The 26,894-nt window shown below is 68.8% G+C and carries 24 protein-coding genes, 1 tRNA gene and 1 pseudogene; 23 read left to right on the plus strand and 3 right to left on the minus strand.

What is annotated here, in order from left to right; genetic code table 11:
- Positions 1-230 precede the first annotated feature (230 nt).
- Positions 231-1,622 (minus strand): PLP-dependent aminotransferase family protein, encoded by a 1,392-nt coding sequence (locus tag MMSR116_RS23630; protein ID WP_010686021.1) that lies wholly within the window; start codon positions 1,620-1,622, stop codon positions 231-233.
- A gap of 113 nt (positions 1,623-1,735) precedes the next feature.
- Between MMSR116_RS23630 and MMSR116_RS23635 the strand changes: the two genes are divergently transcribed.
- Together MMSR116_RS23635 and MMSR116_RS23640 are read left to right on the plus strand one after the other, a co-directional pair.
- Positions 1,736-2,026: a DUF1127 domain-containing protein gene (locus MMSR116_RS23635; protein ID WP_010686020.1), complete on the plus strand. Its 291-nt coding sequence runs from the start codon at positions 1,736-1,738 to the stop codon at positions 2,024-2,026.
- Positions 2,027-2,055: 29 nt separating this feature from the next.
- Positions 2,056-2,964 (plus strand): EamA family transporter, encoded by a 909-nt coding sequence (locus tag MMSR116_RS23640; protein WP_010686019.1) that lies wholly within the window; start codon positions 2,056-2,058, stop codon positions 2,962-2,964.
- A 114-nt stretch (positions 2,965-3,078) separates the two neighbouring features.
- On the opposite strand, the gene MMSR116_RS23645 is transcribed toward MMSR116_RS23640, so the two are convergent.
- A tRNA-Asp gene (locus MMSR116_RS23645) sits at positions 3,079-3,155 on the minus strand.
- Between the two features lie 326 nt (positions 3,156-3,481).
- Here MMSR116_RS23645 and MMSR116_RS23650 point away from each other — a divergent pair.
- The 18 genes and pseudogenes from MMSR116_RS23650 (at position 3,482) to MMSR116_RS23735 (ending at position 22,650) form a co-directional block, all read left to right on the plus strand.
- Complete coding sequence (locus MMSR116_RS23650) at positions 3,482-3,847, plus strand: NADH-quinone oxidoreductase subunit A (protein ID WP_010686018.1); 366 nt, start codon at positions 3,482-3,484, stop codon at positions 3,845-3,847.
- 42 nt (positions 3,848-3,889) lie between these two features.
- Positions 3,890-4,476, plus strand: a pseudogene (locus MMSR116_RS23655) (NuoB/complex I 20 kDa subunit family protein).
- Between the two features lie 9 nt (positions 4,477-4,485).
- Positions 4,486-5,136, plus strand: a complete 651-nt coding sequence (locus MMSR116_RS23660) for an NADH-quinone oxidoreductase subunit C (RefSeq protein ID WP_010686016.1) — start codon at positions 4,486-4,488, stop codon at positions 5,134-5,136.
- Between the two features lie 16 nt (positions 5,137-5,152).
- Positions 5,153-6,343: an NADH-quinone oxidoreductase subunit D gene (locus tag MMSR116_RS23665; protein WP_010686015.1), complete on the plus strand. Its 1,191-nt coding sequence runs from the start codon at positions 5,153-5,155 to the stop codon at positions 6,341-6,343.
- A gap of 10 nt (positions 6,344-6,353) precedes the next feature.
- On the plus strand, positions 6,354-7,715 hold the full coding sequence (nuoE, locus tag MMSR116_RS23670) for an NADH-quinone oxidoreductase subunit NuoE (RefSeq protein ID WP_010686014.1): 1,362 nt from the start codon (positions 6,354-6,356) through the stop codon (positions 7,713-7,715).
- A gap of 9 nt (positions 7,716-7,724) precedes the next feature.
- The gene (gene nuoF, locus MMSR116_RS23675; RefSeq protein ID WP_010686013.1) at positions 7,725-9,026 is read left to right on the plus strand and encodes an NADH-quinone oxidoreductase subunit NuoF; all 1,302 of its coding nucleotides are present in this window, start codon (positions 7,725-7,727) and stop codon (positions 9,024-9,026) included.
- A 192-nt stretch (positions 9,027-9,218) separates the two neighbouring features.
- The gene (gene nuoG, locus MMSR116_RS23680; protein ID WP_010686012.1) at positions 9,219-11,300 is read left to right on the plus strand and encodes an NADH-quinone oxidoreductase subunit NuoG; all 2,082 of its coding nucleotides are present in this window, start codon (positions 9,219-9,221) and stop codon (positions 11,298-11,300) included.
- 12 nt (positions 11,301-11,312) lie between these two features.
- Positions 11,313-12,335, plus strand: a complete 1,023-nt coding sequence (gene nuoH / locus MMSR116_RS23685; protein WP_010686011.1) for an NADH-quinone oxidoreductase subunit NuoH — start codon at positions 11,313-11,315, stop codon at positions 12,333-12,335.
- A 28-nt stretch (positions 12,336-12,363) separates the two neighbouring features.
- A complete protein-coding gene (gene nuoI / locus MMSR116_RS23690; protein ID WP_007560744.1) occupies positions 12,364-12,852 on the plus strand; it encodes an NADH-quinone oxidoreductase subunit NuoI in 489 nt (162 codons plus the stop codon).
- Between the two features lie 223 nt (positions 12,853-13,075).
- Positions 13,076-13,696 carry an NADH-quinone oxidoreductase subunit J gene (locus MMSR116_RS23695; protein WP_010686009.1) on the plus strand — a complete coding sequence of 207 codons (621 nt, stop codon included), beginning with the start codon at positions 13,076-13,078 and terminating at the stop codon, positions 13,694-13,696.
- 34 nt (positions 13,697-13,730) lie between these two features.
- Positions 13,731-14,036, plus strand: coding sequence for an NADH-quinone oxidoreductase subunit NuoK (gene nuoK / locus MMSR116_RS23700; protein ID WP_010686008.1), 306 nt, complete (start codon positions 13,731-13,733; stop codon positions 14,034-14,036).
- An 81-nt stretch (positions 14,037-14,117) separates the two neighbouring features.
- Complete coding sequence (gene nuoL / locus MMSR116_RS23705) at positions 14,118-16,226, plus strand: NADH-quinone oxidoreductase subunit L (RefSeq protein WP_010686007.1); 2,109 nt, start codon at positions 14,118-14,120, stop codon at positions 16,224-16,226.
- Complete coding sequence (locus MMSR116_RS23710) at positions 16,226-17,746, plus strand: NADH-quinone oxidoreductase subunit M (RefSeq protein WP_010686006.1); 1,521 nt, start codon at positions 16,226-16,228, stop codon at positions 17,744-17,746. The genes nuoL and MMSR116_RS23710 overlap by 1 nt, the downstream gene beginning before the upstream one ends.
- A gap of 10 nt (positions 17,747-17,756) precedes the next feature.
- Complete coding sequence (gene nuoN, locus MMSR116_RS23715; protein WP_010686005.1) at positions 17,757-19,202, plus strand: NADH-quinone oxidoreductase subunit NuoN; 1,446 nt, start codon at positions 17,757-17,759, stop codon at positions 19,200-19,202.
- Positions 19,203-19,209: 7 nt separating this feature from the next.
- Positions 19,210-20,013 (plus strand): biotin--[acetyl-CoA-carboxylase] ligase, encoded by an 804-nt coding sequence (locus MMSR116_RS23720; protein WP_010686004.1) that lies wholly within the window; start codon positions 19,210-19,212, stop codon positions 20,011-20,013.
- A 16-nt stretch (positions 20,014-20,029) separates the two neighbouring features.
- Complete coding sequence (locus tag MMSR116_RS23725; protein ID WP_010686003.1) at positions 20,030-21,703, plus strand: ribonuclease J; 1,674 nt, start codon at positions 20,030-20,032, stop codon at positions 21,701-21,703.
- 210 nt (positions 21,704-21,913) lie between these two features.
- Positions 21,914-22,318, plus strand: a complete 405-nt coding sequence (gene mce / locus MMSR116_RS23730; protein WP_010686002.1) for a methylmalonyl-CoA epimerase — start codon at positions 21,914-21,916, stop codon at positions 22,316-22,318.
- 8 nt (positions 22,319-22,326) lie between these two features.
- Complete coding sequence (locus MMSR116_RS23735) at positions 22,327-22,650, plus strand: DUF1467 family protein (protein ID WP_010686001.1); 324 nt, start codon at positions 22,327-22,329, stop codon at positions 22,648-22,650.
- A 6-nt stretch (positions 22,651-22,656) separates the two neighbouring features.
- Here MMSR116_RS23735 and MMSR116_RS23740 read toward each other — a convergent pair whose 3' ends face one another.
- Positions 22,657-22,863 carry a hypothetical protein gene (locus MMSR116_RS23740; RefSeq protein ID WP_010686000.1) on the minus strand — a complete coding sequence of 69 codons (207 nt, stop codon included), beginning with the start codon at positions 22,861-22,863 and terminating at the stop codon, positions 22,657-22,659.
- A gap of 611 nt (positions 22,864-23,474) precedes the next feature.
- Between MMSR116_RS23740 and proS the strand changes: the two genes are divergently transcribed.
- Genes proS through MMSR116_RS23755 form a run of 3 tightly spaced genes read left to right on the plus strand, consistent with a single transcriptional unit; the run spans position 23,475 to position 26,839 of the window.
- Entirely contained in the window at positions 23,475-24,800 is a 1,326-nt protein-coding gene (gene proS / locus MMSR116_RS23745; protein WP_010685999.1) for a proline--tRNA ligase, read from the plus strand.
- A gap of 27 nt (positions 24,801-24,827) precedes the next feature.
- On the plus strand, positions 24,828-26,111 hold the full coding sequence (locus tag MMSR116_RS23750) for a lipoprotein-releasing ABC transporter permease subunit (RefSeq protein WP_051072279.1): 1,284 nt from the start codon (positions 24,828-24,830) through the stop codon (positions 26,109-26,111).
- A gap of 14 nt (positions 26,112-26,125) precedes the next feature.
- Positions 26,126-26,839, plus strand: a complete 714-nt coding sequence (locus tag MMSR116_RS23755) for an ABC transporter ATP-binding protein (protein WP_010685997.1) — start codon at positions 26,126-26,128, stop codon at positions 26,837-26,839.
- The last annotated feature ends 55 nt before the right edge of the window (positions 26,840-26,894 follow it).

The raw sequence follows: 26,894 nt of genomic DNA on the forward strand, positions 1-26,894 counted from the left end.
CAGACGTACCTCCCGGATCCTGCATATCCGCGGACGGTTGAGCCTCCACCCCGTCGTCCCGGGGCGCCGGAGGCGAGCCCGGGACCCTGCCCCGCCGACGGCGCACATCCCTGGCTCCACGAGGGTTCTGGATCCCGGGCTCCGCTGCGCGGCCCCGGGATGACGGACGTGTCCTCGAAGCGGCCCGGGCAACGGCCGGGTCCGAGCTTCCGCTCAGGAAACCCCGCTTGTCAGCCCAGCGCTTCCCGCAGGATCGGGCGGATGCGCGGGTCGACGCAGTGGGCGACGTTGAAGCGCATGTAGCCGTTCCAGGCGTCGGACAGGCTGAACGAGGTCCCGGGCGCCAGCACCATGCCCCGGGCGAGCGCCCGGCGGGCGACGTCGGCCCCGTCGCGCCCGTCCGGCAGGCGCATCCACAGGAAGAACCCGCCCCGGGGCTGCGACCAGGGCTCCAGGCCGCAGGCGCGCAGCTCCGCATGGGCCTGGACCATCGCGCCGGCGAGGCGGCGGCGGGTCTCGGCAAGGTGGCGCCGGTAGGCGCCTTCGCTGATCAGCGTGTGCACCAGGGCCGCCGTGACATGGCCGTTGCCGAGGCTGAGCGCCAGCTTGAGATCCACCAGCGGCTCGACCCAATCGGACCTGAGCGCGATCCAGCCGCAGCGCGCGGCGGCCGACAGGGTCTTGGAGAAGCTGCCGATCTGGATCACCCGTTCCAACCCGTCGAAGCCCGCGAGCCGCGGGGCCGCATCCGGTTCGAGGTCGCCGAAGATCTCATCCTCGACGATGAGCGTGTCGTGCGCCTCGCACAGCTTCAGGAGACGATGCGCCACGGTGGGCGCGAGGCTCGCGCCCGTCGGGTTCTGGAGCGCCGCGTTGGTCAGATAGAAGCGCGGACGGTGCTGCTCCAGAAGGGTGGCGAGCGCCCGCAGGTCCGGCCCCTCCGGCGTGATCGGCACGCCGACCACCGCCACGCGCTGGGCGCGCAGCAGCGCCAGGAAGTTGAAGTAGCAGGGATCGTCCACCAGCACGGTGTCGCCGGGCTGGAGCAGGAAGCGGCAGACGAGGTCCAGCGCCTGCGTGGCCGATTCGACCAGCACGATCTGGCCGGGTTCGGCGCCGACGCCCTTCTCGCCGACCTTGCGGGCGATCTGGTTGCGCAGGGGCTCGTAGCCGAGCGGCCGGTCGTAGTTGGTCATCTCTGCGAGGTCGGCCCGGGCCACCCGGCGCAGGCCCCGCCGGATCGCCTCGTGAGGCATCCACGAATCGGGCAGCCACCCGGCCCCGGGCTTGAGCTGGTCGGAGCCGGCCTGCTGCGCCTGCCGGGTGATCCAGAGCGGGTCGACGATCCGGTCGAGCCGCGGCCCCATCGCCTGGAGCGAGAGCGGCCGCGTCTTGCCGGCGACGTAGAAGCCCGAACCCGCACGGGCCACCACCGCCCCCTCGGCGGCGAGGCGCTCGTAGGCCTCCACGACGGTGGATTTCGAGACGCCCATCGTGTCCGCGAAGGCCCGGACCGACGGGATCCGGACGCCGGGAACGAGGCGCCGCGCCGCGATCCGCTCGCGGATCTCGCCGACCACGGCCTCGACGCGGGTCCCGGGACTCCTGACTGCGACCGCCATCCGTACTGCTCGCTAGACCGGACAATTCTTCGGAACCGTACCGAAGTGTTCCTGTCGCCGCCAGCCCCGTGGGATCAAGATCCGCTAGCCCCGGAGAAACGGAGGAGGGGATCATGGACCAGTGCCTATCCGAGACCGCCGGAACGCGGCCGCCGTGGATCGCCCGGTTGGCCGCGCACGCCGCCGCGTTCGGCGCCGCGGTGCGGGCCGGCCTGTCGCGCGCCGCCATGAACCGGCGCGTGCTGCAGCGGCTCTCGACGCTGTCGGAGCGCGAGCTGAAGGATATCGGGCTGACGCCGCAGGACGTGGCGGATGCCTGCGCGCCCGGCACCGGCGATGCGATTGACCTGCTTGTCGGCCGCCGCGACGAGCGCCGGCATGCACGGGCGGCATGGCACTGGTGACGGCACGGGCGGGATCGTAGGATCCGCCCATGACGCTGCGCGACGTGCTGGCCGCCCTCCTGGTGGTCACGATCCTCGGTTTGGCCTTCGTGGCCATCAAGGCCGGCCTGGAGACGGTCCCGCCGCTGATGCTGTGCGCCCTGCGCTTCGCCTTCGCGGCGGTGCCGGCGGCGCTGGTGATCCGCCCGCCCCGCGCGCCCGGCGTGCTGGTGGCGGCGTTCGGGCTCGCCCTCGGCATCGGCCAGTTCGGGCTGCTGATGACCGGCATCCGCCTCGGGATGCCGGCCGGGCTGTCGTCGCTGCTGATCCAGATCCAGGCGCCGTTCACCGTGGCCCTCGCCTGGGCGGTGCTGGGGGAACGCCCGCGGGCGCTTCAGGTGCTGGGCGGCGCGGTCGCGCTCCTCGGCGTCGTCGCGGTCGCGCTCGGGCGCGGCGGGGCCGCACCGCTGGGGCCCCTGCTGTTGGTCGTCGGCGCGGCCCTGGGCTGGGCGAGCGCGAACATCATCGTGAAGCGGATCGGCCGGGTCGACATGCTGGCGCTGATGGTCTGGGGCAGCCTCGCCACCACGCCGCCGCTCATCCTCCTGTCGCTGATCGTGGAGGGCCCCGCCGCCCTCGCGGCGCTGACGCACCCGAGCTGGGCGGCGATCGGATCGGTCGCCTTCCAGGCCTATCCGACGACGCTCCTGGCCTTCGGTCTCTGGAACCGCCTCCTGACACGCTATCCCGCGGCGACCGTCACGCCCTTCGCGCTGCTGGTACCGGTGGCGGGGATCCTGAGCACGCACATCGTGCTCGGCGAGCCGCTGAGCGCCGACATCCTGACCGGCGGCGGCCTGATCCTGACGGGAATCGCGCTGAGCCTCCGGGGCGGGCGGCGGTCGGGCTCCGTCGGCGCATCGCCGGCCGAGACGGTGCCGCCGGCGACGGCAGCATGATCGCGAACCCGCGGGCTCGGCCGATCCGCACCGGTTTCCGCGGTACCCCGGAGCCAGAGGCAGCGATGCCGCCTCTCACGCGAGACGGGCCGGCCTGATCGTGAAGGAAGGACGTGGCGCGGGCGACGGGGCTCGAACCCGCGACCTCCGGCGTGACAGGCCGGCACTCTAACCAACTGAGCTACGCCCGCACGGCGTGGTCGCCTCGAAGGGGCGTTTCGCCCGGCGACGGGGCGGGGTTTATGGGCGGCTTCGGGACCTGTCAAGCGCATCCGGCAGGGATTCGGCCGGAGCACGGCCGGCGGGCCTGCGCGCTTCCGTCGTGTTGCAGGCATGCCGCCCATTCCCATTTCAGGGGAGCACTGACAGCGCGCTTTGTGCGACGCGACAAGCCATTGTCACGGGCCGGCGGCTCGACTAAGCCTCCGGCCGCGCGCATCCTGGCATAAGAACAATTCCACGGGCGAGACCGGGTCGGCGTCGCACCGCGGTTTCTCACGCCCTGCGAGGCCCTGGCATGACCGGATTGTTGGCGGATTACCTGCCGCTCATCGTGTTCATCGGCGTGGCGCTGTTCATCGCCACGGCTCTGCTGGTCGTGCCCTTCATCGTGGCCTTCAAGAGCCCCGATCCGGAGAAGCTCTCGGCCTACGAATGCGGGTTCAACGCGTTCGACGACGCCCGCATGAAGTTCGACGTGCGGTTCTACCTCGTCGCCATCCTGTTCATCATCTTCGACCTCGAGGTCGCGTTCCTGTTCCCCTGGGCGATCACCTTCGGGGATCTGGGCTGGTTCGGCTTCTGGTCGATGATCGTCTTCCTGGGCGTGCTGACCGTCGGCTTCGTCTACGAGTGGCGCAAGGGCGCCCTCGAGTGGGATTGAGCCCCGTCAGCCCCCGCCCGCACCGGATTTTCTGAGTCGCCGATGGCCCTGATCACCGACACCAACCGCGCCCCCGCGATCGCGCCCCAGCCGAAGGGGATCATCGATCCCAACACCGGCCGCCCGATCGGCGCGGACGATCCGACCTTCCTGTCGATCAGCGACGAGCTGGCCGACCGGGGCTTCCTGCTCACCACCACGGACGAGCTGATCAACTGGGCCCGCACCGGCTCGCTGATGTGGATGACCTTCGGCCTCGCCTGCTGCGCGGTCGAGATGATGCAGATGTCGATGCCGCGCTACGATTGCGAGCGATTCGGCTTCGCCCCCGCGGTTCGCCCCGCCAGTCCGACGTGATGATCGTCGCCGGCACCCTGACCAACAAGATGGCCCCGGCGCTCCGCAAGGTCTACGACCAGATGCCGGAGCCGCGCTACGTCATCTCCATGGGCTCCTGCGCCAACGGCGGCGGCTACTACCACTATTCCTACTCGGTGGTGCGCGGCTGCGACCGGGTGGTGCCGGTGGACATCTACGTGCCCGGCTGCCCGCCCACCGCCGAGGCGCTGCTCTACGGCGTGCTCCTTCTCCAGAAGAAGATCCGCCGCACCGGCACGATCGAGCGCTGAGGGGCTGCCATGACGAACGGCATCTCGATCCTGCCCCACACCCAGCCGGCCTACGGCGCCGACGCCGTGGCCGCCCTGGCCGAGCGCGTGACCGGCGCGCTGGGACCGGCGGTGGTGTCCCACGCCATCGCGTTCGGCGAGCTGACGCTGGTGGTGCAGGCCTCCGACATCGTCTACGCGCTCACCTACCTGCGCGACGACACGGCCTGCGCGTTCCGCAACTTCATCGACATTTGCGGGGTGGACTATCCGCAGCGCGAGAAGCGCTTCGACGTGGTCTATCACCTGCTGTCCCTGCGCCATAACCTGCGCATCCGCGTGAAGGTGCAGACCGACGAGGTGACGCCGGTCCCCTCGGTGATCGAGGTCTTCCCGGCGGCCAACTGGTACGAGCGCGAGACCTACGATCTCTACGGGATCCTGTTCTCGGGCCATCCCGACCTGCGCCGCCTGCTGACCGATTACGGCTTCGAGGGGCATCCCCTGCGCAAGGATTTCCCGCTGACCGGCTTCGTCGAGGTCCGCTACGACCAGGACCAGGCGCGCGTCGTGTACGAGCCGGTGAATCTCACCCAAGAATTCCGCAACTTCGACTTCCTCTCGCCTTGGGAGGGCACGGATTACGTGCTGCCGGGCGACGAGAAGAAGACGTCGGCCTGAGCCGCGGAGACCGTCGGTGACAGAACACAACATCCGCAACTTCGCGATCAACTTCGGCCCGCAGCACCCGGCGGCGCACGGCGTGCTGCGCCTCGTGCTGGAACTCGATGGCGAGGTGGTCGAGCGGGTCGATCCGCATATCGGGCTGCTCCATCGCGGCACCGAGAAGCTGATCGAGTACAAGACCTACCTGCAGGCGACGCCCTACTTCGACCGGCTCGACTACGTGTCGCCGATGAACCAGGAGCACGCCTTCTGCCTGGCGATCGAGAAGCTCGCCGGGATCGAGGTGCCGCGGCGCGCGCAGCTGATCCGCGTGCTGTTCTGCGAGATCGGCCGCCTGCTGTCGCACCTCCTCAACGTCACCACGCAGGCGATGGATGTCGGCGCCCTCACGCCCCCGCTCTGGGGCTTCGAGGAGCGCGAGAAGCTGATGATCTTCTACGAGCGGGCCTCCGGCGCCCGGCTCCACGCCAACTACTTCCGGCCCGGCGGCGTCCACCAGGATCTGCCGCCGAAGCTCATCGACGACATCGACGCGTTCTGCGACCCGTTCCTGCAGGTCGTCCAGGATCTCGACGACCTCGTCATGGCCAACCGCATCTTCAAGCAGCGCAACGTCGATATCGGCATCGTGTCGGTGGACGAGGCGATGGAGTGGGGCTTCTCCGGCGTGATGGTGCGCGGCTCCGGCATCCCGTGGGACCTGCGCAAGGCGCAGCCCTACGAGTGCTACGAGGAGATGGAGTTCGACATCCCCGTCGGGAAGAACGGCGACACCTACGACCGCCAGGTGATCCGCATGGAAGAGATGCGCGAATCCGTGCGCATCATGAAGCAGTGCGTCGCCAAGCTGCGCGAGCCCGCCGGCCAGGGGCCGATCGCCTCGATCGACGGCAAGTTCGCGCCGCCGCCGCGCCGGGAGATGAAGCGCTCGATGGAGGCGCTCATCCACCACTTCAAGCTCTACACGGAAGGCTTCCACGTGCCCGAGGGCGAGGTCTACGCCGCCGTGGAGGCGCCGAAGGGCGAGTTCGGCGTGTATCTCGTGTCCGACGGGACCAACAAGCCGTATCGCTGCAAGATCCGCGCGCCGGGCTTCGCGCATCTGCAGGCGATGGACTGGATGTGCCGCGGGCACCTTCTCGCCGACGTGTCCTGCGTGCTCGGCACGCTCGACATCGTGTTCGGCGAAGTGGATCGGTAAGACTCAAGCGATGGCCAACCGCAGACTCGCCCCCGCCTCCGAGCAACCCGAGAGCTTCGCGTTCTCGCCCGAGAACGCCGAGTGGGCGAAGACCCAGATCGCCAAGTACCCGGAAGGCCGTCAGGCCTCCGCGGTGATCTCGCTCCTGTGGAAGGCGCAGGAGCAGAACGGCGGCTGGCTGCCGCGGGCGGCGATCGAGGCCGTGGCGGCCGAACTCGGCATGCCGAACATCCGCGTGCTGGAGGTCGCGACCTTCTACACGATGTTCGCGCTGGAGCCGGTGGGGCGCTACTGGATCCAGGTCTGCGGCACGGTCCCGTGCGATTCCTGCGGCGCGCGCGGGCTGAAGGAGATGCTGCAGGAGCGGCTCGGGCCGCCCGGCCACGTCTCGGCGGACGGCACCTTCTCCTGGCTGGAGGTCGAGTGCCTGGGCGCCTGCTGCAACGCGCCGATGGTGCAGATCAACCAGGATTATTACGAGGACCTGACGCCCGAATCGCTCGGCACGCTGATGGACGACCTCGCGGCCGGCCGGCCCGTGAAGATCGGATCTCAGACCGGGCGCGTCTCGTCGGAGCCGCAGGGCGCGGTGAACACCCTCACCGATCCGACCCTGTTCGACGGGTCCCGGGTCGGCGCTTGGCGCAAGCGCTTCGAGGAGGCGGGCAAGGCAGAGGATCCGGCCGCCAAGACCGGTGAGGCTGCCGCCGGCGCGCAACAGGCCGCAACGAACCCGAAGCCGGCGCGGCCCGATGCCGGCCGCCCGGTCGAGCGGACCGTGAGCGATGCACCGGCCCAGCGCGCCGCCAGCGGCGAGGAACCGGTCAAGCCCGAGGATCGCGCCGACGCGGCCGAGCGCGGCCGCTCCACCGCCAAGCATGGGTCGGCCCGGCAGGGCGACGCGGACGTGCTCGACTCGCCGGCCAAGCGCGTCGCCGAGGGCGAGCCCGCCGCAGGCGAGCAGGGCCACCAGGACGTGCCGGACCGTGATGCCGTCCCGCAGCAGCCGGAGGCTTCCGGCGCGAGCGAGGGCGAGGTGGCGGCCGAGGCCGAGGAGGCCCGCGTCGCCGGCGCGCTCGCGGCCCTGCCGAAGGATGCAAGCCCCGAGCAGAAGGCCGACGCGGTCGGCAAGCGCCCCCCGGGGCTGGACGCGGCCCGGGCCGGGCAGCCGGACGATCTCACCCGGATCAAGGGCATCGGTCCGGGCAACAGCCAGCGCCTGAACGGGCTCGGCATCTACCATTTCGACCAGATCGCCGCGTGGTCCAGCGACGAGATCGCCTGGGTCGGCACCTACCTCGCGTTTCCAGGTCGCATCGACCGGGAGAACTGGGTCGGGCAGGCCAAGGCCCTGTCGGCGCCGGCTCAGTGAGGACCTGACATGCTGTCGGATCAGGATCGCATCTTCACCAATCTCTACGGCCTGCACTCGCCGGGCCTGGAGGCCGCCAAGAAGCGCGGCGCGTGGGACGGGACCAAGTTCCTGCTGGAGCAGGGCCGCGACTGGATCATCGAGGAGATGAAGGCCTCGGGCCTGCGCGGCCGCGGCGGCGCGGGCTTCCCCACCGGCCTCAAATGGTCGTTCATGCCCAAGAAGTCCGACGGGCGCCCGCACTACCTCGTGGTCAACGCCGACGAGTCGGAGCCGGGCACCTGCAAGGACCGGGAGATCATGCGGAACGACCCGCATCTCCTGATCGAGGGCTGCATGCTGGCCTGCTTCGCGATGAACGCGCATGCCTGCTACATCTACATCCGCGGCGAGTACGTCGCCGAGAAGCACGCCCTCCAGAAGGCCGTGGACGAGGCCTACGCGGCCCGCCTCGTCGGCCAGTCGAACGTCCACGACTACCCGTTCGACATCTACGTCCACCACGGCGCAGGCGCCTATATCTGCGGCGAGGAGACGGCGCTGATCGAGAGCCTCGAGGGCAAGAAGGGCATGCCGCGGCTGAAGCCGCCGTTCCCGGCCAATATGGGCCTCTACGGCTGCCCCACGACCGTGAACAACGTCGAGTCGATCGCGGTCGCCGGCACGATCCTGCGCCGGGGCGGCGCGTGGTTCGCGGGGCTCGGCGGCAAGAACAACACCGGCACGAAGCTCTTCTGCGTCTCCGGGCACGTCAACAAGCCGTGCAACGTCGAGGAGGAGCTGGGCATCACCTTCCGCGAGCTCATCGACCGCCATTGCGGCGGCATGCGCGGCGGCTGGGACAACCTGCTGTGCTCGATCCCGGGCGGCTCCTCGGTGCCGCTGGTGCCGGCCGAGCAGATCGTCGACGCCAAGATGGATTTCGACACCCTCCGCAACCTGGGCTCCGGCCTCGGCACCGCGGCGGTGATCGTGCTCGACAAGTCCACCGACATCGTCGCGGCGATCACCCGGATCTCGTACTTCTACAAGCACGAATCCTGCGGCCAGTGCACGCCCTGCCGCGAGGGCACCGGCTGGATGTGGCGGGTCATGCAGCGCATGACCGAGGGCCGCGCGCAGAAGCGCGAGATCGACATGCTGTTCGAGGTGACCAAGCAGATCGAGGGTCACACGATCTGCGCGCTGGGCGACGCCGCGGCCTGGCCGATCCAGGGCCTGATCCGGCACTTCCGCCCGGAGATCGAGAAGCGCATCGACCGCTACACGGCCAACCCGCACAGCGAGCCTGTGCCGATGGCCGCGGAGTAGGAGCACGATGCCGGTGTCCAACCCACAGCCTCATCCTGAGGTGCCCGCGACAGCGGGCCTCGAAGGAGGCCTCCGGGCAGCGCGAGGCGGGCTGGACATCTCCTTCGAGGCTCGACCGCGCCGCGCACCTCGGGATGAGGGCGTGGGTGGAAGCCGGCCTCGCGCGTTTGGGCCAGTTTACGAGACGATCCGATGACAAAAATCCTCGTCGACGGCACCGAGGTCGACGTCCCCGCCGATTACACGCTGCTCCAAGCCTGCGAGGCCGCGGGGGCCGAGATCCCGCGCTTCTGCTTCCACGAGCGCCTGTCGATCGCCGGCAATTGCCGCATGTGCCTCGTCGAGCTGAAGGGCGCGCCGAAGCCGGTGGCCTCCTGCGCCTACGCGGTGAAGGATTGCCGCCCCGGCCCGAACGGCGAGCCGCCGGAGGTGCTGACGCGCTCGCAGGGCACCAAGAAGGCCCGCGAGGGGGTGATGGAGTTCCTCCTCATCAACCACCCCCTGGACTGCCCGATCTGCGACCAGGGCGGCCATTGCGACTTGCAGGACCAGGCCATGGCCTACGGGGTCGATTCGACCCGCTACACCGAGAACAAGCGCGCGGTCGAGGAGAAGCATATCGGCCCGCTGGTGCGGACTGCGATGAACCGCTGCATCCACTGCACCCGCTGCGTGCGCTTCCTCGCCGAGGTGGCGGGCGTGCCCGACCTCGGCGCCATCGGCCGCGGCGAGGACATGGAGATCACCAGCTACCTCGAGCAGTCGATGGCCTCGGAGCTCCAGGGCAACGTCGCCGACCTCTGCCCGGTGGGCGCCCTCGTGCACCGGCCGCAGAGCTACAACATCCGCCCCTGGGAGCTGAACAAGACTGAGTCGGTCGACGTGATGGACGCGGTCGGCTCGTCGATCCGCATCGACACCCGCGGCCGCGAGGTCATGCAGATCGAGCCGCGGATCAGCGAGGAGATCAACGAGGAGTGGATCTCCGACAAGACCCGCTACCACATCGACGGGCTGCGGATGCAGCGCCTCGACCGGCCGTACCTGCGCGAGAACGGCCGGCTGCGGCCCGCCTCCTGGGGTGAGGCGTTCCAGGCCATCGCCGCCAAGGTCAAGGGCGCGGATCCGAAGCGGATCGGCGCGATCGTCGGCGACCTCGCGGGCGTCGAGGAGATCTTCGCGCTGCGCGAGCTGATCAGGAGCCTCGGCTCGCCGAACCTCGATGGCCGCCAGACCGATGCCGGCCTCGACCCGGCGCTCGGCCGCGCGTCCTACATCTTCAACCCGACCATCCCGGGGATCGAGGCGGCGGACGCGATCCTGATCGTCGGCGCCAACCCGCGGACCGAGGCCTCGCTGCTGAACGTGCGCATCCGCAAGCGCTGGCGCATGGCGCCGCTGGCGGTGGGCGTGATCGGCGAGCCGGTCGACCTGACCTACCCGAGCCACTACATCGGCGCCGGGCCCGACTCGCTCGCGGCGCTCGCCCGCGGCGAGCACAGCTTCCTCGAGATCCTCAAGGAGGCGAAGGCGCCGCTCGTCATCGTCGGCGCCAACGCCGAGCCCGGCATCCTGGCCGCGGCGGCCACGCTCGCCAAGGAGATCGGCGCGGTCTCGGCCGAGGGGAACGGCTTCGGCGTGTTGCACACGGCCGCGGCCCGGGTCGGCGCCCTCGATCTCGGCTTCGTGCCGGGGGAGGGCGGCCTGACCTTCGCCCAGATGCTGGAGCCGGGCGCGCTCGACGTCCTGTTCAACCTCGGCGCCGATGAGCGCGACGTCGCCCCGGGCGCCTTCGTGGTCTACCAGGGCAGCCACGGCGACCGCGGCGCCTCCCGCGCCGACGTGATCCTGCCGGGCGCCGCCTACAGCGAGAAGTCGGCGACCTGGGTGAACACGGAAGGGCGCGTCCAGATGGGCAACCGCGCCGCCTTCCCGCCGGGCGACGCCCGCGAGGACTGGGCGATCCTGCGCGCGCTCTCGGACGTGCTGGGCAAGCGCCTGCCCTTCGATTCGCTCACCGCGCTCCGCCGGGCGCTCTACGCCGCCCACCCGCATCTCGCGGCGGTCGGGGCCGTGGAGCCCGGGAACGTCGCGGAGGCGGTGGAGAAGCTCGCCACCCTCGGCGACGCCACGGGCGGCCCCGCCTTCGCGTCGCCGGTGACCGATTTCTACCTCACCAACCCGATCGCCCGCGCCTCGCGGACCCTCGCCGAGTGCTCGCGCATCGCCCGGGAGCGCGCCGCCGAGGCGCGGCCCCTGGCGGCGGCCGAGTAGGAGCCAAGACCGATGACGCCGCTCGAAATGCTCGGGACCGTGCTCCTGATCGCGCTGAAGAGCTTCGTGCTCCTCGCCGCGCTCCTCGTGTTCATCGCCTACGCGCTGCTCGCCGACCGGAAGATCTGGGCGGCGGTGCAGCTCCGCCGCGGCCCCAACGTGGTCGGGCCGTTCGGGCTGTTCCAGTCCTTCGCCGACCTGCTGAAGTTCGTGCTGAAGGAGCCGGTGATCCCGGCGGGTGCCAACAAGGCGATCTACCTGCTGGCGCCGCTGGTCTTCGCGATGCTGGCCCTGTCGAGCTGGGCGGTGATCCCGCTGGCCGACGGCTGGGCGATCGCCGACCTCAACGTCGGCATCACCTACATCTTCGCGATCTCGTCGCTCGGCGTGTACGGCGTCATCATGGGCGGCTGGGCCTCGAACTCGAAATACGCGTTCCTCGGCGCCCTCCGCTCGGCGGCGCAGATGATCTCCTACGAGGTCTCGCTCGGCTTCGTGATCATCTGCGTGCTGCTCTGCGCCGGCTCGCTCAACCTCTCGCGCATCGTGATGGCGCAGGACACCAGCCTCGGGATCTTCGGCTGGTACTGGCTGTGGCTGTTCCCGATGTTCGTGGTGTTCTTCGTCTCGGCGCTGGCGGAGACCAACCGCCCGCCCTTCGACCTGCCGGAGGCCGAATCGGAGCTCGTGGCCGGCTACATGGTCGAGTACTCCTCGACGCCGTACCTGCTGTTCATGCTCGGCGAGTACGTCGCCATCATGAGCATGTGCGCGCTCGGCACGGTCCTGTTCATGGGCGGCTGGCTCTCGCCGATCCCGTTCGCGCCGTTCACCTGGGTGCCCGGCGTGATCTGGTTCGTTCTCAAGGCGAGCTTCCTGTTCTTCCTGTTCGCGATGGTGAAGTCCATCGTGCCCCGCTACCGCTACGATCAGCTCATGCGCCTCGGCTGGAAGGTCTTCCTGCCGATCTCCCTGATCTCGGTCGTCGTCGTCGCCTTCGTGCTCAAGCTGACCGGCCTCGCGCCGGGCGCCTGAGCCCACCCTTCGCATCGGAGATCCGGGCATGAAGCTCGATCAGGTCGCCAAGAGCCTTCTCCTGAAGGAATTCGTGTCCGGGATGATCCTCGGCATGCGCTACTTCTTCAAGCCGAAGGCCACGATCAACTACCCCTTCGAGATGGGCCATCGCGGTCCGCGCTTCCGGGGCGAGCACGCGCTGCGCCGCTATCCCAACGGCGAGGAGCGCTGCATCGCCTGCAAGCTCTGCGAGGCGATCTGCCCGGCCCAGGCGATCACCATCGAGGCGGGTCCCCGCCGCAACGACGGCACCCGCCGCACCACGCGCTACGACATCGACATGGTGAAGTGCATCTACTGCGGCATGTGCCAGGAGGCCTGCCCGGTGGACGCCATCGTGGAAGGTCCGAACTTCGAGTTCTCGGTCGAGACCCGGGAGGAGCTGCTCTACGACAAGCAGAAGCTCCTGCTGAACGGCGACCGCTGGGAGCGCGAGATCGCACGCAACATCGCGATGGACGCGCCCTACCGCTAACGCGTCATCCCGAAGGGTGGGATCCCGGCTTTCGGGAGAAGATGACGCAAATTCAAGGCTCTAGAGCGTCGGGCCGGTTCCGGTTTCCGGCGCGATGCTCTAGAGCCATGCCGGGGGCGCTGTTGTGCCCCCGCCGACCGGGTTCTATAGACGGCCCGCCCGCTGCGGACCGTCTTCACGCACGGCAGAAGGGGCCGCTTCGGCGGCCGATCCCGACCAGCGCATGACCGCAGCAGCCGCCTTCTTCTATCTGTTCGCGAGCATCACGGTCGCGTCGGGCTTCATGGTGATCGCCTCGCGCAATCCCGTCGCCTCGGTGCTGTTCCTGATCCTCGCCTTCGTGAACGCCGCCGGATTGTTCGTCCTGATGGGCGCCGAATTCCTCGCGATGATCCTCGTGGTCGTCTACGTGGGCGCAGTCGCGGTGCTGTTCCTGTTCGTGGTGATGATGCTCGACGTGGACTTCGCCGAGCTGCGCCAGGGCTTCCAGCAGTATCTCCCGATCGGCGCCCTCATCGGCGCGATCTTCCTGGTTGAGATTTTGCTGGTGGTCGGCTCCTGGAGCATCAATCCGGGCCTCGTCCAGGCCCCGCTCGGCAATGTCGCCTCGGCCGAGAACCTCACCAACGCCCAGGCGCTGGGCCGCGTGATCTACACGGACTACGCGTACTTCTTCCAGCTCGCCGGCCTGATCCTGCTGGTCGCCATGATCGGCGCGATCGTGCTGACGCTGCGCGACCGGCCGGGCGTCAAGCGCCAGAATATCTCGGTTCAGAACGCCCGCACCCAGGCCATGGCGGTGGAGACCCGCAAGGTCCCGTCGCGCCAGGGTGTCGAGGTCTGATGCGCGGTCGGATGAAAGCCCGAGGAGTCGAACGATGATCGGCCTGAGCCACTACCTCACCGTCGCGGCGATCCTGTTCACGCTCGGCGTGCTCGGCATCTTCATCAACCGCAAGAACATCATCGTCATCCTGATGTCGGTCGAGCTGATCCTGCTCTCGGTCAACATCAACCTCGTCGCCTTCTCGACGCAGCTGAACGACATCACCGGACAGGTCTTCGCCCTGTTCGTGCTGACCGTCGCGGCCGCCGAATCGGCGATCGGCCTCGCCATTCTAGTGGTGTTCTTCCGCAACCGCGGCTCCATCGCGGTCGAGGACGTGAGCATGATGAAGGGCTAGGGCCTCCTTCCCCGCCGCCCCGATTCACATCCGGACGCCGCCGCTTCGCGGCCGGCCCGGAGGACGGACTGCAAGAGAGCGATGTATCACGCGATCGTCTTCTTCCCGCTCATCGGCTTCCTGATCGCCGGCCTGTTCGGCCGGTACATCGGGGCGCGGGCCTGCGAGTACATCACCACGGCGTTCCTCGCCTTCACGGCGCTGATCGCCTGGGGCGTGTTCATCGACGGCGGCCACGCCGAGCGCGTGCAGGTGGCGTCCTGGTTCTCGGCCGGCGACCTGCAGGTCGACTGGGCCTTCAAGGTCGACACCCTGACCCGGGTGATGCTGGTGGTGGTGACCACGGTCTCGACCCTCGTGCACCTCTACTCCGTGGGCTACATGGAGGAGGATCCGCACCGGCCGCGCTTCTTCGCCTACCTGTCGCTGTTCACCTTCGCCATGCTGATGCTGGTGACGGCCGACAACCTCGTGCAGATGTTCTTCGGCTGGGAGGGCGTGGGCCTCGCCTCCTACCTGCTGATCGGCTTCTGGTACGAGAAGCCCTCGGCCAACGCCGCCGCCATGAAGGCCTTCATCGTCAACCGCGTCGGCGATTTCGGCTTCTCGCTCGGCATCTTCCTGACCTTCGTGCTCACCGGCTCGGTGGCGTTCGACGCGATCTTCGGCAAGGTCGACGCAATCAAGACGCTGACCTTCCACTTCCTCGGCTACGACTGGAACGCCCTGACGCTCGCCTGCCTGCTGCTGTTCATGGGCGCGATGGGCAAGTCGGCGCAGTTCCTGCTGCACACGTGGCTGCCGGACGCCATGGAGGGCCCGACCCCGGTCTCGGCGCTGATCCACGCCGCCACCATGGTGACCGCCGGCGTGTTCATGGTCGCGCGCCTGTCGCCGCTGTTCGAGGAGGCGCCGAACGCGCTCGTCGTCGTGACGGTGATCGGCGGCATCACGGCGTTCTTCGCGGCCACGATCGGCCTCGTGCAGAACGACATCAAGCGGGTGATCGCCTACTCGACCTGCTCGCAGCTCGGCTACATGTTCGTGGCGCTCGGCGTCGGGGCCTACTCGGCCGGCGTGTTCCACCTGTTCACCCACGCCTTCTTCAAGGCTCTGCTGTTCCTCGGGGCCGGCTCGGTCATCCACGCGATGCACCACGAGCAGGACATGCGGAACATGGGCGGCCTGCGCCGCTACATCCCCTACACCAGCGCCATGATGGCGATCGGCTCCCTCGCGCTGATCGGCTTCCCCTACACGGCCGGCTACTACTCGAAGGACGCGATCATCGAGGCGGCTTACGCCTCGACCCGTCCTGGGCACACGCTCGCGTTCCTCTGCGTCGTGGTGGCGGCGTTCTTCACCTCGTTCTACTCCTGGCGCCTGTTCTTCATGACCTTCGAGGGTCCTGAGCGCTGGGGCGCCCATGCCGCCCACGACCATCACGCAGCCCCCGCAGTCGCGCATTCCACCATGGCGCACGAGGCCGACGGCCCGACCGGCCACACCGAGGGCGTCGCCCACGACGACAAGGGCCACGATATCGAGCCGGCCCACATGAGCGATGTCGTCCCCGACGACCATCACGGGCACGGCCACCATGGCGACCACACGCCCCACGAGAGCCCGCTCGTGATGACGATCCCGCTGGCGATCCTCGCCTTCGGCGCCCTGTTCGCCGGAATCATCTTCCACAACCGCTTCATCGGCGCGGGGATGGACGCGTTCTGGGGCCACGCCCTGGCGCACGGCCCGAACAACCACATCATGCACGAGATCCACGAGGTCCCGGCGCTGGTGTCCTATTCGCCGCTGATCATGCTGATCCTCGGCTTCGTACTGGCCTACTGGATGTATATCCGCCGTCCGGAGCTGCCGGGCGAGCTCGCCGCGCAGCAGCCGTCGCTGTACCGGTTCCTGCTCAACAAGTGGTACTTCGACGAGATCTACGACCGGATCTTCGTTCGCCCGGCCAAGGATTTCGGCCTGTTCCTGTGGAAGCAGGGCGACGGCCGGATCATCGACGGGCTCGGCCCGAACGGCATCGCGGCCCGCGTCGTGGACGTCACCCGCGGGGTGGTCCGCCTCCAGACCGGCTACCTCTACCACTACGCCTTCGTGATGCTCATCGGCGTCGCCGGCCTGATCAGCTGGTACCTGATGTCCGGCCTGCCCAAGGGTGCTCACTGATGTTCGGCCTCGGCATCCTCTCCGGCCTGCTGATCGTGCCGCTCTGCGGCGCGGCCTTCATCCTGACGCTGAACGGCGACGAGGAATCGGTCGCGCGCAACAGCCGCTGGGCCGCGCTCGCCACCACGGTCGTCACCTTCCTGCTCTCCCTGGTGGCCTGGAACCGCTACGACGCCGCCTCGTCGAGCTTCCAGCTGGTCGAGAGCCATGCCTGGCTGACCGAGACGATCCGGTTCAAGCTCGGCGTCGACGGCTTCTCGATGCCGCTGATCCTGCTGACCACCTTCCTGATGCCGTTCTGCATCGGTGCCTCGTGGCACTCGATCCACTTCCGCGTGAAGGAGTACTTCGTCGCCTTCCTCGTCCTCGAGACGACGATGATCGGCGTGTTCGCCTCCCTCGACCTGCTGCTGTTCTACCTGTTCTTCGAGGCCGGCCTGATCCCGATGTTCCTGATCATCGGCATCTGGGGCGGACAGCGTCGGATCTACGCGAGCTTCAAGTTCTTCCTCTACACCCTGCTCGGCTCGGTGCTGATGCTGCTCGCCGTGATGGCGATGTACTGGCAGGCCGGCACGACCGACATCCCGACCCTGCTGCAGTACCGCTTCCCGGTGCAGATGCAGACCTGGCTGTGGCTCGCCTTCTTCGCCTCGTTCGCGGTGAAGATGCCGATGTGGCCGGTCCACACCTGGCTGCCCGACGCCCACGTCGAGGCGCCGACCGCAGGCTCGGTGATCCTGGCCGGCATCCTCCTGAAGATGGGCGGCTACGGCTTCATCCGGATCTCGCTGCCGATGCTGCCGGTGGCGAGCCACGACTTCGCGCCCTTCGTGTTCGCCCTGTCGGTGATCGCGATCATCTTCACCTCGCTCACCGCGATGATGCAGACCGACATCAAGAAGCTGATCGCCTACTCGTCGGTGGCCCATATGGGCTTCGTGACGCTCGGCCTGTTCACCCTGAACGAGCAGGGCATCCAGGGCGCGCTGTTCCTGATGATCTCCCACGGCATCGTGTCCGGCGCGCTCTTCCTCTGCGTCGGCGTGGTCTACGACCGGATGCACACCCGCGAGATCTCGGCCTATGGTGGCCTCGTGAAGCGGATGCCGCTCTACGCGGTCGCCATGATGGTGTTCACCATGGCCAATGTCGGCCTGCCCGGCACCTCGGGCTTCGTCGGCGAGTTCCTGGCGATGCTCGGCGCCTTCAAGGCGAACCCGAACGTCGCGTTCTTCTCGACCTTCGGCATCATCCTGTCGGCGGGCTACGCCCTGTGGCTCTACGCAAGGGTCGTTTACGGGAAGCTGGAGAAGCCGAACCTCCAGGGCATCCTGGACCTCGACACCCGCGAGAAGATCATCCTGGCGCCGCTGGTCGCGCTGACGATCTATTACGGCGTGCATCCGGCCCCCGTGCTCGACGTGTTCGCGCCCTCGACCGACGCGCTGATGGCGAGCATCAAGACCGCCCTCTCGAACACCCAGACGGCCGCCGCGGCGCTGCCGGTCCCGCGCTGAGGCGGACACCATGACAACCGTCCACTCCGTCCTGCCCTCGCTGGCGCCGCTCCTGCCCGAGCTGATCCTCGGCATCGGCGTCATGGTGCTGATCCTCTACGGCGCGTGGCGCGGGGATCGCTCGGCCGAGTCCGTCAGCATCGGCGCCCTAGTCCTGCTCCTCGTCGCCCTGTCGGTGGTGATCTCCCAGCCGGTGAACGGACGGGTCACGACCCTGTCGGGCGCGTTCGTGTCGGACAGCTTCGCCAAGGTGATGAAGTCGCTGGTGCTGCTCGGCTCCTCGGCGACGATCCTGCTGGCGCACGATTTCTTCAAGCGCGAGCGGATCGACCGGTTCGAGTTCCCCGTGTTGATCGTGCTCTGCACCATCGGCATGATGGTGATGGTCTCGGCCAACGACCTGATCGCGCTCTATCTCGGTCTGGAGTTGCAGTCGCTCGCCGCCTACGTGATCGCGGCGTTCCACCGAGACGACGTGAAGTCCACCGAGGCCGGCCTCAAGTACTTCGTGCTCGGCGCGCTGTCGTCCGGCATGCTGCTCTACGGCGCCTCGCTGGTCTACGGCTTCACCGGCACGGTCTCGTTCCCCGGCATCGTCTCGGCGCTCAACGAGAATGCCGGCTTCGGCATCGTGCTGGGCATCGTGTTCCTGGCGGCCGGCGTCTGCTTCAAGCTCGCGGCCGTGCCGTTCCACATGTGGACGCCCGACGTCTACGAGGGCTCGCCGACCCCGGTGACGGCCTTCTTCGCCTCGGCGCCCAAGATGGCCGCGGTGGCGATGACCGTGCGGGTCTTCATCGGCGCGATGCCGGACGTGACGGCGATCTGGCAGCAGATCTTCATCTTCGTCTCGGTGGCGTCGATGGCGCTGGGCTCCTTCGCGGCCATCGGCCAGACGTCGATCAAGCGCCTGATGGCCTACTCGTCCATCGCCAATATCGGCTACGCGCTGATCGGCCTGGCGTCCGGCTCGGAGGAGGGGATCAGCGGGCTCGTCACCTACATGATCATCTACCTCGCGATGACGCTCGGCACCTTCGCGATCATTCTGTCGCTGCGGCGCCGGGACGTGATGTTCGAGAAGATCGAGGACCTGTCGGGCCTGTCGCGCACCCATCCGTGGCTCGCCTTCTGCCTTGCGGCGATGATGTTCTCGCTGGCTGGCATCCCGCCGCTCGCCGGGTTCTTCGCGAAGTTCTACGTCTTCGCCGCCGCCATCAAGGCAGGCCTCGTGACGCTGGCGGTGATCGGCGTGGTGACCAGCGTGGTCGGCGCCTACTACTATCTGCGTGTCGTGCGGATCATGTACTTCGACGAGCCGAAGGAGCCGTACGAGGCGATGGCCCCGGGCCTGCGCGTCGTGCTCGCTTTGTCGAGCGTCGTAGTGGTCCTGTTCTTCCTCCTGCCCGGGCCGCTGGTCGGCGCCGCCGGCCGGGCCGCCAAGTCGCTGTTCTAGGACGGCCTTGCCCTACCGACTCGGGCCCGAGGCGCGCAGCCAGGGCCACCGCCTGCACGTCCATGACACCCTCGGCTCCACCAACACGGAGGCGATGGCGCAGGCGCGCGCGGGCGAGACCGGACCGCTCTGGGTGGTGACGCACCGGCAGGAGGCGGGCCGCGGGCGGCGCGGCAACAGCTGGACGGCCCTTCCGGGAAACCTCGCTGCAAGCGTGCTCTGGCCGGTCGCCGGGGTGGCGTCGGATCACCTTGCCGAACTGGGCTTCGTGGCTGGGCTGGCGCTGATCGAGGCGCTGCAGGCGGCCTGCGGCACCCTGCCGGATACCGGATCCGGGGCGGACGCCCGATCTCTCCGGCTCAAATGGCCGAACGACGTGCTGCTCGGCGGCGCCAAGCTCGCGGGCTTGCTTCTGGAGGCCGAGACGCTGCCGGGCGGCCGGCGTGCCGTAGTCGTCGGCTTCGGCGTCAACGTCGCGGCGGCTCCGGACGGGCTTCCCGCCACAAGCTTGGCGGCGGCGGGTTACGCCGTCGACGCTGAGGCGCTACTGGAACACCTCTCGGATCGGATGGCCGCGCGGGCGCGCGCCTGGGACCGGGGACGGAATTTCGCTGCCCTGCGCGCCGATTGGCTGGCGCGGGCCGCCGGTCTCGGATCCGAGATCGCGGTGCGCAGCGGCGGACATACCCTCACGGGCGTGTTCGAGACGATCGACGAGGGGGGGCGGCTCGTGATCCTCGCCCCCGATGGGAACCGGCATACCGTGACGGCGGGCGAGGTGCATTTCGGATCGGCCGCGACGGCGGCCTGAGTTTGGACGACGACAGATGGCAACAGGACAGGAAGAGCTCGTCTTCCTGCCGCTCGGCGGCGTGGGCGAGATCGGGATGAATGCGGCGCTCTACGGCTTCGGGCCGGAGAAGGGCCGCAAGTGGATCATGGTCGATTGCGGCATGGGCTTCGCCAGCGAGGAGAAGATGCCGGGCATCGACCTGATGTACCCGGACCTCACCTTCATCGAGGAGAAGCGCAAGGACCTGCTCGGAATCTTCATCACCCACGCCCACGAGGACCATATCGGAGCGATCTCGGAGCTGTGGTCGCGGCTCAAGGCGCCGGTCTACGCGACCCGCTTCGCCAAGAACCTGCTTGAGACCCGCCGCCTGTCCGAGGCCGGCGCCCCGAAGGTGGACCTGCGCGAGGTGAAGCCCGGCCGGCGCGTGACCGTCGGTCCGTTCGAGCTCGAATATGTGCCGGTCTCGCACTCGATCCCAGAATCGAACGCCATCGCGATCCGCACCGCGGCCGGCCTCGTGGTTCATACCGGCGACTGGAAGATCGACCCGACGCCGGTGGCCGGCGAGGTCACCTCGCCCGAGGCCTTCACGGCGCTCGGCGACGAGGGCATCCTGGCGCTCGTCTGCGATTCCACCAACGTGGTCCGCGAGGGCTTTTCCCCCAGCGAGCGCGAAGTTGCGGCGACCCTCAAGACCCTGATCGCCGAGGCACCCCACCGGGTCGCGGTGACCACCTTCGCGTCGAACGTCGCGCGCATCCGGGCCGTCGCCGAGGCGGCGGTGGCGTGCGGCCGCGAGATCGTGGCGGTCGGCCGGGCCATGGACCGGGTGATCGACGTGGCCCGCGAGTGTGGCTACCTCGACGGCCTGCCTGAGTTCCGCCGCTCGGATTCGTGGAAGAGCCTGCCCAGGGAGCGGGTCGTGGCCCTGCTCACCGGCTCGCAGGGCGAGCCGCGGGCGGCTCTGGCCCGGGTCTCCCGCCGCGACCACCCGGACATCAGCCTGACCGCGGGCGACCGGGTGATCTTCTCCTCGCGCGCGATTCCCGGCAACGAGCGCGACGTCGGCGCGATCATCAACGACCTGATCGAGCAGGGCGTCGAGGTGATCACCGACCGCACCGCCCTGGTCCACGTCTCCGGCCACCCGCGCCGGGACGAGATGGTCGAGATGTACAAGTGGACGCGGCCCGGCACCGCGATCCCGGTCCACGGCGAGGCGCTTCACCTCGACGAGCATGCCCGCTTCGCCCGCGCGCAAGGCGTGCAGAACGTCGTGAAGGCCCGCAACGGCAGCCTGATCCGCCTGAGCCCCGGCACGCCGGAGGTGATCGACCACGTGAAGGCCGGCCGCCTGTTCAAGGACGGCGACGTCCTGATCGACGAGAAGGACCGGGCGATCCCGGAGCGGCGGAAGCTGATGCAGGCGGGCCTCGTCTCGGTGGCGATCGCCATCGACGAGGACGGCGTCGTGCTCGGCGAGCCGGCAGTGGACATCATCGGCCTGCCGAACCGGGGACGGTCCGGCGAGCCGCTGATCGAGACCGTGGTGGATGCCGTGTCGCGGACCCTGTCGGGGATGTCGCGGGGCAAGCTCAAGGACTCGGAGAGCGTCGAGAAGACGGTCGACCGGGCGGTGCGCACCGCCGTCAACGAGGTCTGGGGCAAGAAGCCCGCCTGCCACGTGCAGGTTGTGGAGGTTTAGGGTACGAAACCGACACGACGTATCCAGGCAGATCCGACCCATCCCCCCTCATCCTGAGGTGCCCGCGAACTGGGCCTCGAAGGAGCTCTCCAGAAGGCGTCGCGTTTCCTGAAGGCCTCCTTCGGAGCTTCTGCGCAGCCCCCTGGGATGAGGTCGGCGGATGGGAGAGGTAAGACCTGCCGATCGGTGCGCGAACGGGGAGGAACAACCATGATCGGCCGTCTCAACCATGTGGCCATCGCCGTGCAGGATCTCGATGCCGCCTGCGCGGTTTATCGCGACACGCTGGGCGCGACGATCACCGCACCCCTGCCGCAGCCGGAACACGGCGTCACCGTCGTGTTCGTGGAGCTGCCGAACAGCAAGATCGAGCTGATGGCGCCCCTAGGCGAGGGCTCGCCGGTCGAGGCCTTCGTGGCGCGCAACCCGGGCGGGGGCATCCACCACGTCTGCTACGAGGTCGACGACATCCTGGCCGCCCGCGACAAGCTGAAGGCGCAGGGCGCCCGGGTGCTCGGCACCGGCGAGCCGCGGATCGGCGCCCACGGCAAGCCGGTCCTGTTCCTGCACCCCAAGGACTTCCTCGGCACCCTGGTCGAGCTGGAACAGGTGTGAGCCGGTTGATGGCGACGCTCGCCCGCTCCACGCCGATGACGCTCGCCGTCATCACCGCGCTGGTGGCCGTCTTCGTGGCCGCAGGGGTGAGCCTGTTCAAGCTGACGGTGGGGGGCGCCATCGCCCTCTACTTCGTGGTCTGGTGGACGCTGCTCTTCGCGGTTCTGCCCCTGCGCAACCAGCCGGAGACGCGACCCAGCCACGTGGTGCCGGGACAGGACCCGGGCGCGCCCGCGGCGCCGCGGCTGCGCGAGAAAGCCATCTGGACGACGCTCGTGGCGGGGGCCGCCTTCCTCATCGCCCTGGCGGTGTTCCCGCTCACCGGGCTGTAGGGCGGATCAGAGCAACGTTCCCGGCAGCGTCCCGGAGGGCGTCACCGTCAGCGACTTGCCGGCCCGCGCCACCAAGTGGGCGAAGGCGAGGGCGGCCGCCGAGGCCTGCGCGGCCGACGGGAAGGTCTGGTCCGACTCGGCGATCGTCTCGTCGGCCTCGCCGAGCAGGACCCAGGACCAGCGGTCGCCGTCTTGGCGGATCTGGAAGTGCATGGTCGGGCTCGCGGCGACAGGGCCTCGTGCGCGACCATGCCCGGCCGAAAGCCCCACCGGGTAAACGGCTCGGTCCGGCACTGTCGAAACCTCGACGAAGCCGCGGCTTCTCCGCGCTTTCACCGCTCTCCCCATCACACGGAGTGTGGCAGCCTGCGAGGGGGGAGAGGTGACCGGCCTTGGCCGAGCCGGCGACGACCCCGCGTGCGGCAAAGAATAAAAAAAGCAAGGCCAGAGGCCTTGCTTTTCAAGCTTCAGTGGCTCGACCTTTGAATATCCTCCGCATTGGCTGCGGGGCGGTCGCTTTTCCTCCCGAGACTCGGACCTTGCGCCACCTCTTCCGGGCGTCGCAAACATCGCGCGACGCTTATAGGAACAACAATTCGTGTTGTCACCGGGTCTGCGAGAAAAATCTGCGCTTTCTTGCCGGCAAATGGGCAGACCGCTTCCAGCCTGGGCAGAGATCCTCCGGGACGCCCCCAACGCCACCGCTTCGCCGCGATTACGCCGCGCCTTGGTCCCGCAGTGCTTGTAATTTGCGTCTCCGGCGTGTTGTGTGCCGGCGCGCCGCGGCTCCTCCCGGCCGGATCCTCTCCCAAGACTCTGCCGACATGCGTCTCTCCCGCTACTTCATGCCAACCTTGCGCGAGACGCCCAAGGAAGCCGAGATCGTCTCGCACCGGCTGATGCTGCGCGCCGGTCTAGTCCGCCAGGAAGCCGCCGGCATCTACGCTTGGCTGCCGCTCGGCCTGCGGGTGCTGGAGCGCGTCTGCGCGGTGATCCGCCGGGAGCAGGACCGCTCCGGCGCCATCGAGATCCTGATGCCGACGGTGCAATCCGCCGAGCTATGGCGGGAATCCGGTCGCTACGACGCCTACGGCAAGGAGATGCTGCGCCTGAAGGACCGGCACGAGCGCGAGATGCTCTACGGTCCCACCGCCGAGGAGATGGTCACCGAGATTTTTCGCGCGAGCGTCCGATCGTACAAGGATCTCCCGAAGAACCTCTACCAGATCTCGTGGAAGTTCCGCGACGAGGTGCGGCCGCGCTTCGGCACCATGCGCTCCCGCGAGTTCCTGATGAAGGACGCCTACTCGTTCGACTTCGATCAAGCCGGCGCCCGCCACGCCTACAACCGGATGTTCGTGGCCTACCTGCGGACCTTCGCGGGCCTCGGCCTCAAGGCGATCCCGATGCGCGCCGATACCGGCCCGATCGGCGGCGACTTGTCCCACGAGTTCATCATCCTGGCCAAGACCGGCGAGAGCGAGGTCTTCTGCGACAAGGCCTATCTCGACTTCGACATCCCGCCCGAGACCGTCGATTTCGACGACGTCGCCGCTCTTCAGGGCATCGTCGATGCCTGGACCTCGCACTATGCGGCCACCGAGGAGATGCACGAGCCGGAGGCCTTCGCGGAGGTGCCGGAGGAGAGCCGCCTCGCGGCCCGCGGCATCGAGGTTGGCCACATCTTCTATTTCGGGACCAAGTACTCCGAGCCGATGGGCGCCAAGGTCGCCGGGCCGGACGGGATCGAGCGCCCGGTCCACATGGGCTCCTATGGCATCGGCCCGAGCCGGCTGGTGGCGGCGATCATCGAGGCGAGCCACGACGAGGCCGGGATCATCTGGCCGGACGCGGTAGCGCCGTTCGACGTGGCGCTGATCAACCTCAAGGTCGGCGATGCTGCCACCGACGCCGCCTGCGCGCAGATCCAGTCAGACCTCGAGACCGCCGGCCTGTCGGTGCTCTACGACGACCGCGACGAGCGCCCCGGCGCCAAGTTCGCCACCGCAGACCTGATCGGCCTGCCCTGGCAGGTGATCGTCGGGCCGAAGGGTCTGGCCGAGGGCAAGGTGGAGCTGAAGCGGCGTGCCGGCGGCGAGCGCGAGAGCCTCGCGACCGTCGACCTGCTGGCGCGCATCCGGCGCGTCTGAGGCGGGCAGATGGCGGCATCGGCGGCGATGGACCGGCTGAAGGGCCTCTTTGCGGCCTCGTTCCGCGAGGGCACCGCGCCCTTCGCGCCGTTCGAGTGGATCCTCGCCGGCCGCTACCTCCGGGCGCGGCGCCGGGGTGGCGGCGTATCGGTGGTGGCGTTCTTCTCGGTGCTGGGCATCGCGCTGGGCGTCGCCACGCTGATCATCGTGCTTTCCGTGATGAACGGCTTCCGCGCCGAGCTGCTGTCGAAGATCGTGGGCATCAACGGCCACCTCTTCGCCACGCCGATCGACCGACCGTTCGACGACTGGACCGACCTCTCGGAGCGCCTGTCGAAGGTAGCGGGTGTGCGCGCGGCGGTGCCGCTGGTGGAGGGACAGGCCTTCGCCTCGTCGCAGTACGGCGGCTCCGGCGTCATCATCCGCGGCGTGCGGGCGGCCGATCTCGACGCCCTGGCGGCCGTGTCCACCTCGATCCGCGGCGGCACCCTGGAGGGTTTCGATGACGGCACCGGCGTCCTGATCGGCCGGCGGCTCGCCGACACGCTGGGCCTGCAGGCCGGCGACACGATCACGCTGGTGACGCCGAAGGGCTCGTCAACGCCCTTCGGGACCGCGCCGCGCACCAAGAGCTACACGGTCAAGGCGGTGTTCGAGGTCGGCATGACCGAGTTCGACCAGACCTTCGTGTTCATGCCGCTCGCCGAGGCGCAGGCCTTCTTCAACAAGGACGGCGACGTCAGCATGATCGAGATCTACGTCGACGATCCCGACCATGTCGGCGACATGCGCGAGCCCCTGGAACTGGCGGCGGAACGCCCGATCCTGCTCACCGACTGGCGCCAGCGCAACCGGACCTTCTTCGGAGCCCTGGAGGTCGAGCGGAACGTGATGTTCCTGATCCTCAGTCTGATCGTCGTGGTGGCGACGCTCAACATCGTCTCCGGGCTGATCCTCCTTGTGCGCGACAAGTCGAGCGACATCGCGATCCTGCGCACCATGGGGGCGACGCCGGGCACGATCATGCGGGTATTCCTGATCAACGGCGCCCTGATCGGCGTGGTCGGCACGCTCAGCGGGCTGGCGCTCGGCATCCTGATCACGCTCAACATCAAGCCGATCCAGCACGTGCTGTTTCCGGGCGCCTGGGATCCCACCGTGCGCTTCCTCGCCGAGATCCCGGCCCAGATGAACCCGAAGGAGATCACCGCCGTGGTGATCACCTCGCTGCTGCTGTCGCTCGCGGCGACGCTCTATCCCTCCTGGCGCGCCGCCCGGCTCGATCCGGTGCAGGCCCTCCGCTACGGCTGACGGGCCCCTTTCCGATGAGCGATTCGAGCCAGACGACCGGCGACCAGCCGGTGCCGGCCCTGTTCTTCTCCCGCGTCGAGCGGCGCTACGCCCAGGCCGAGGGCGCGCTGGAGATTCTGCGCGGGGCCGACCTCGCGATCTGGCCGGGGGAGCTGGTGGCGCTGGTGGCGCCGTCGGGCGCCGGCAAGTCGACCCTGCTGCACCTCGCCGGCCTGCTGGAGCGGCCGGACGGCGGCGAGATCTACATCGGTGGCCAGCCCACCGCCGCGATGGCGGATTCCGAGCGCACCCGCCTGCGCCGCGAGGAGATGGGTTTCGTCTACCAGTTCCACCATCTGCTGCCGGAATTCTCCGCCCTGGAGAACGTGGTGATGCCCCAGCTCATCCGCGGCCTGAAGCGCCCGGAGGCCCGAGCCCGAGCCACCGAACTCCTGAGCTTCCTCGGCCTCAAGGAGCGCCTGCCGCATCGCCCGGCGGAGCTGTCGGGGGGCGAGCAGCAGCGGGTGGCGATCGCCCGGGCGGTGGCCAACGGCCCGCGGCTCCTGCTCGCCGACGAGCCCACCGGCAATCTCGACCCGGGCACGGCCGGGCACGTCTTCTCGGTGCTGATGGCCCTGGTCCGCGCCTCGGGCCTCGCCGCCCTGGTGGCGACCCACAATCTGGACCTCGCCGCCCGTATGGACCGCCGGGTGACCATCCGCGACGGGCTGATCACGCCGCTCGACTGATCCGGTTCGCGCCAGATGCCTTCTGCACCGCCTCGCTGTGAGCGGAGCGGTGCAA

It is taken from the genome of Methylobacterium mesophilicum SR1.6/6 (assembly GCF_000364445.2).
GTDB lineage: Bacteria > Pseudomonadota > Alphaproteobacteria > Rhizobiales > Beijerinckiaceae > Methylobacterium > Methylobacterium mesophilicum_A.

Bases quoted from the DNA above. Each gene is read 5' to 3' on its own strand.
- MMSR116_RS23630 (WP_010686021.1), bottom strand. From the start codon at position 1,622: ATGGCGGTCGCAGTCAGGAGTCCCGGGACCCGCGTCGAGGCCGTGGTC.
- MMSR116_RS23635 (WP_010686020.1), top strand. From the start codon at position 1,736: ATGGACCAGTGCCTATCCGAGACCGCCGGAACGCGGCCGCCGTGGATC.
- MMSR116_RS23640 (WP_010686019.1), top strand. From the start codon at position 2,056: ATGACGCTGCGCGACGTGCTGGCCGCCCTCCTGGTGGTCACGATCCTC.
- MMSR116_RS23650 (WP_010686018.1), top strand. From the start codon at position 3,482: ATGACCGGATTGTTGGCGGATTACCTGCCGCTCATCGTGTTCATCGGC.
- MMSR116_RS23660 (WP_010686016.1), top strand. From the start codon at position 4,486: ATGACGAACGGCATCTCGATCCTGCCCCACACCCAGCCGGCCTACGGC.
- nuoE (WP_010686014.1), top strand. From the start codon at position 6,354: ATGGCCAACCGCAGACTCGCCCCCGCCTCCGAGCAACCCGAGAGCTTC.
- nuoF (WP_010686013.1), top strand. From the start codon at position 7,725: ATGCTGTCGGATCAGGATCGCATCTTCACCAATCTCTACGGCCTGCAC.
- nuoG (WP_010686012.1), top strand. From the start codon at position 9,219: ATGACAAAAATCCTCGTCGACGGCACCGAGGTCGACGTCCCCGCCGAT.
- nuoH (WP_010686011.1), top strand. From the start codon at position 11,313: ATGACGCCGCTCGAAATGCTCGGGACCGTGCTCCTGATCGCGCTGAAG.
- nuoI (WP_007560744.1), top strand. From the start codon at position 12,364: ATGAAGCTCGATCAGGTCGCCAAGAGCCTTCTCCTGAAGGAATTCGTG.
- MMSR116_RS23695 (WP_010686009.1), top strand. From the start codon at position 13,076: ATGACCGCAGCAGCCGCCTTCTTCTATCTGTTCGCGAGCATCACGGTC.
- nuoK (WP_010686008.1), top strand. From the start codon at position 13,731: ATGATCGGCCTGAGCCACTACCTCACCGTCGCGGCGATCCTGTTCACG.
- nuoL (WP_010686007.1), top strand. From the start codon at position 14,118: ATGTATCACGCGATCGTCTTCTTCCCGCTCATCGGCTTCCTGATCGCC.
- MMSR116_RS23710 (WP_010686006.1), top strand. From the start codon at position 16,226: ATGTTCGGCCTCGGCATCCTCTCCGGCCTGCTGATCGTGCCGCTCTGC.
- nuoN (WP_010686005.1), top strand. From the start codon at position 17,757: ATGACAACCGTCCACTCCGTCCTGCCCTCGCTGGCGCCGCTCCTGCCC.
- MMSR116_RS23725 (WP_010686003.1), top strand. From the start codon at position 20,030: ATGGCAACAGGACAGGAAGAGCTCGTCTTCCTGCCGCTCGGCGGCGTG.
- mce (WP_010686002.1), top strand. From the start codon at position 21,914: ATGATCGGCCGTCTCAACCATGTGGCCATCGCCGTGCAGGATCTCGAT.
- MMSR116_RS23735 (WP_010686001.1), top strand. From the start codon at position 22,327: ATGGCGACGCTCGCCCGCTCCACGCCGATGACGCTCGCCGTCATCACC.
- MMSR116_RS23740 (WP_010686000.1), bottom strand. From the start codon at position 22,863: ATGCACTTCCAGATCCGCCAAGACGGCGACCGCTGGTCCTGGGTCCTG.
- proS (WP_010685999.1), top strand. From the start codon at position 23,475: ATGCGTCTCTCCCGCTACTTCATGCCAACCTTGCGCGAGACGCCCAAG.
- MMSR116_RS23750 (WP_051072279.1), top strand. From the start codon at position 24,828: ATGGACCGGCTGAAGGGCCTCTTTGCGGCCTCGTTCCGCGAGGGCACC.
- MMSR116_RS23755 (WP_010685997.1), top strand. From the start codon at position 26,126: ATGAGCGATTCGAGCCAGACGACCGGCGACCAGCCGGTGCCGGCCCTG.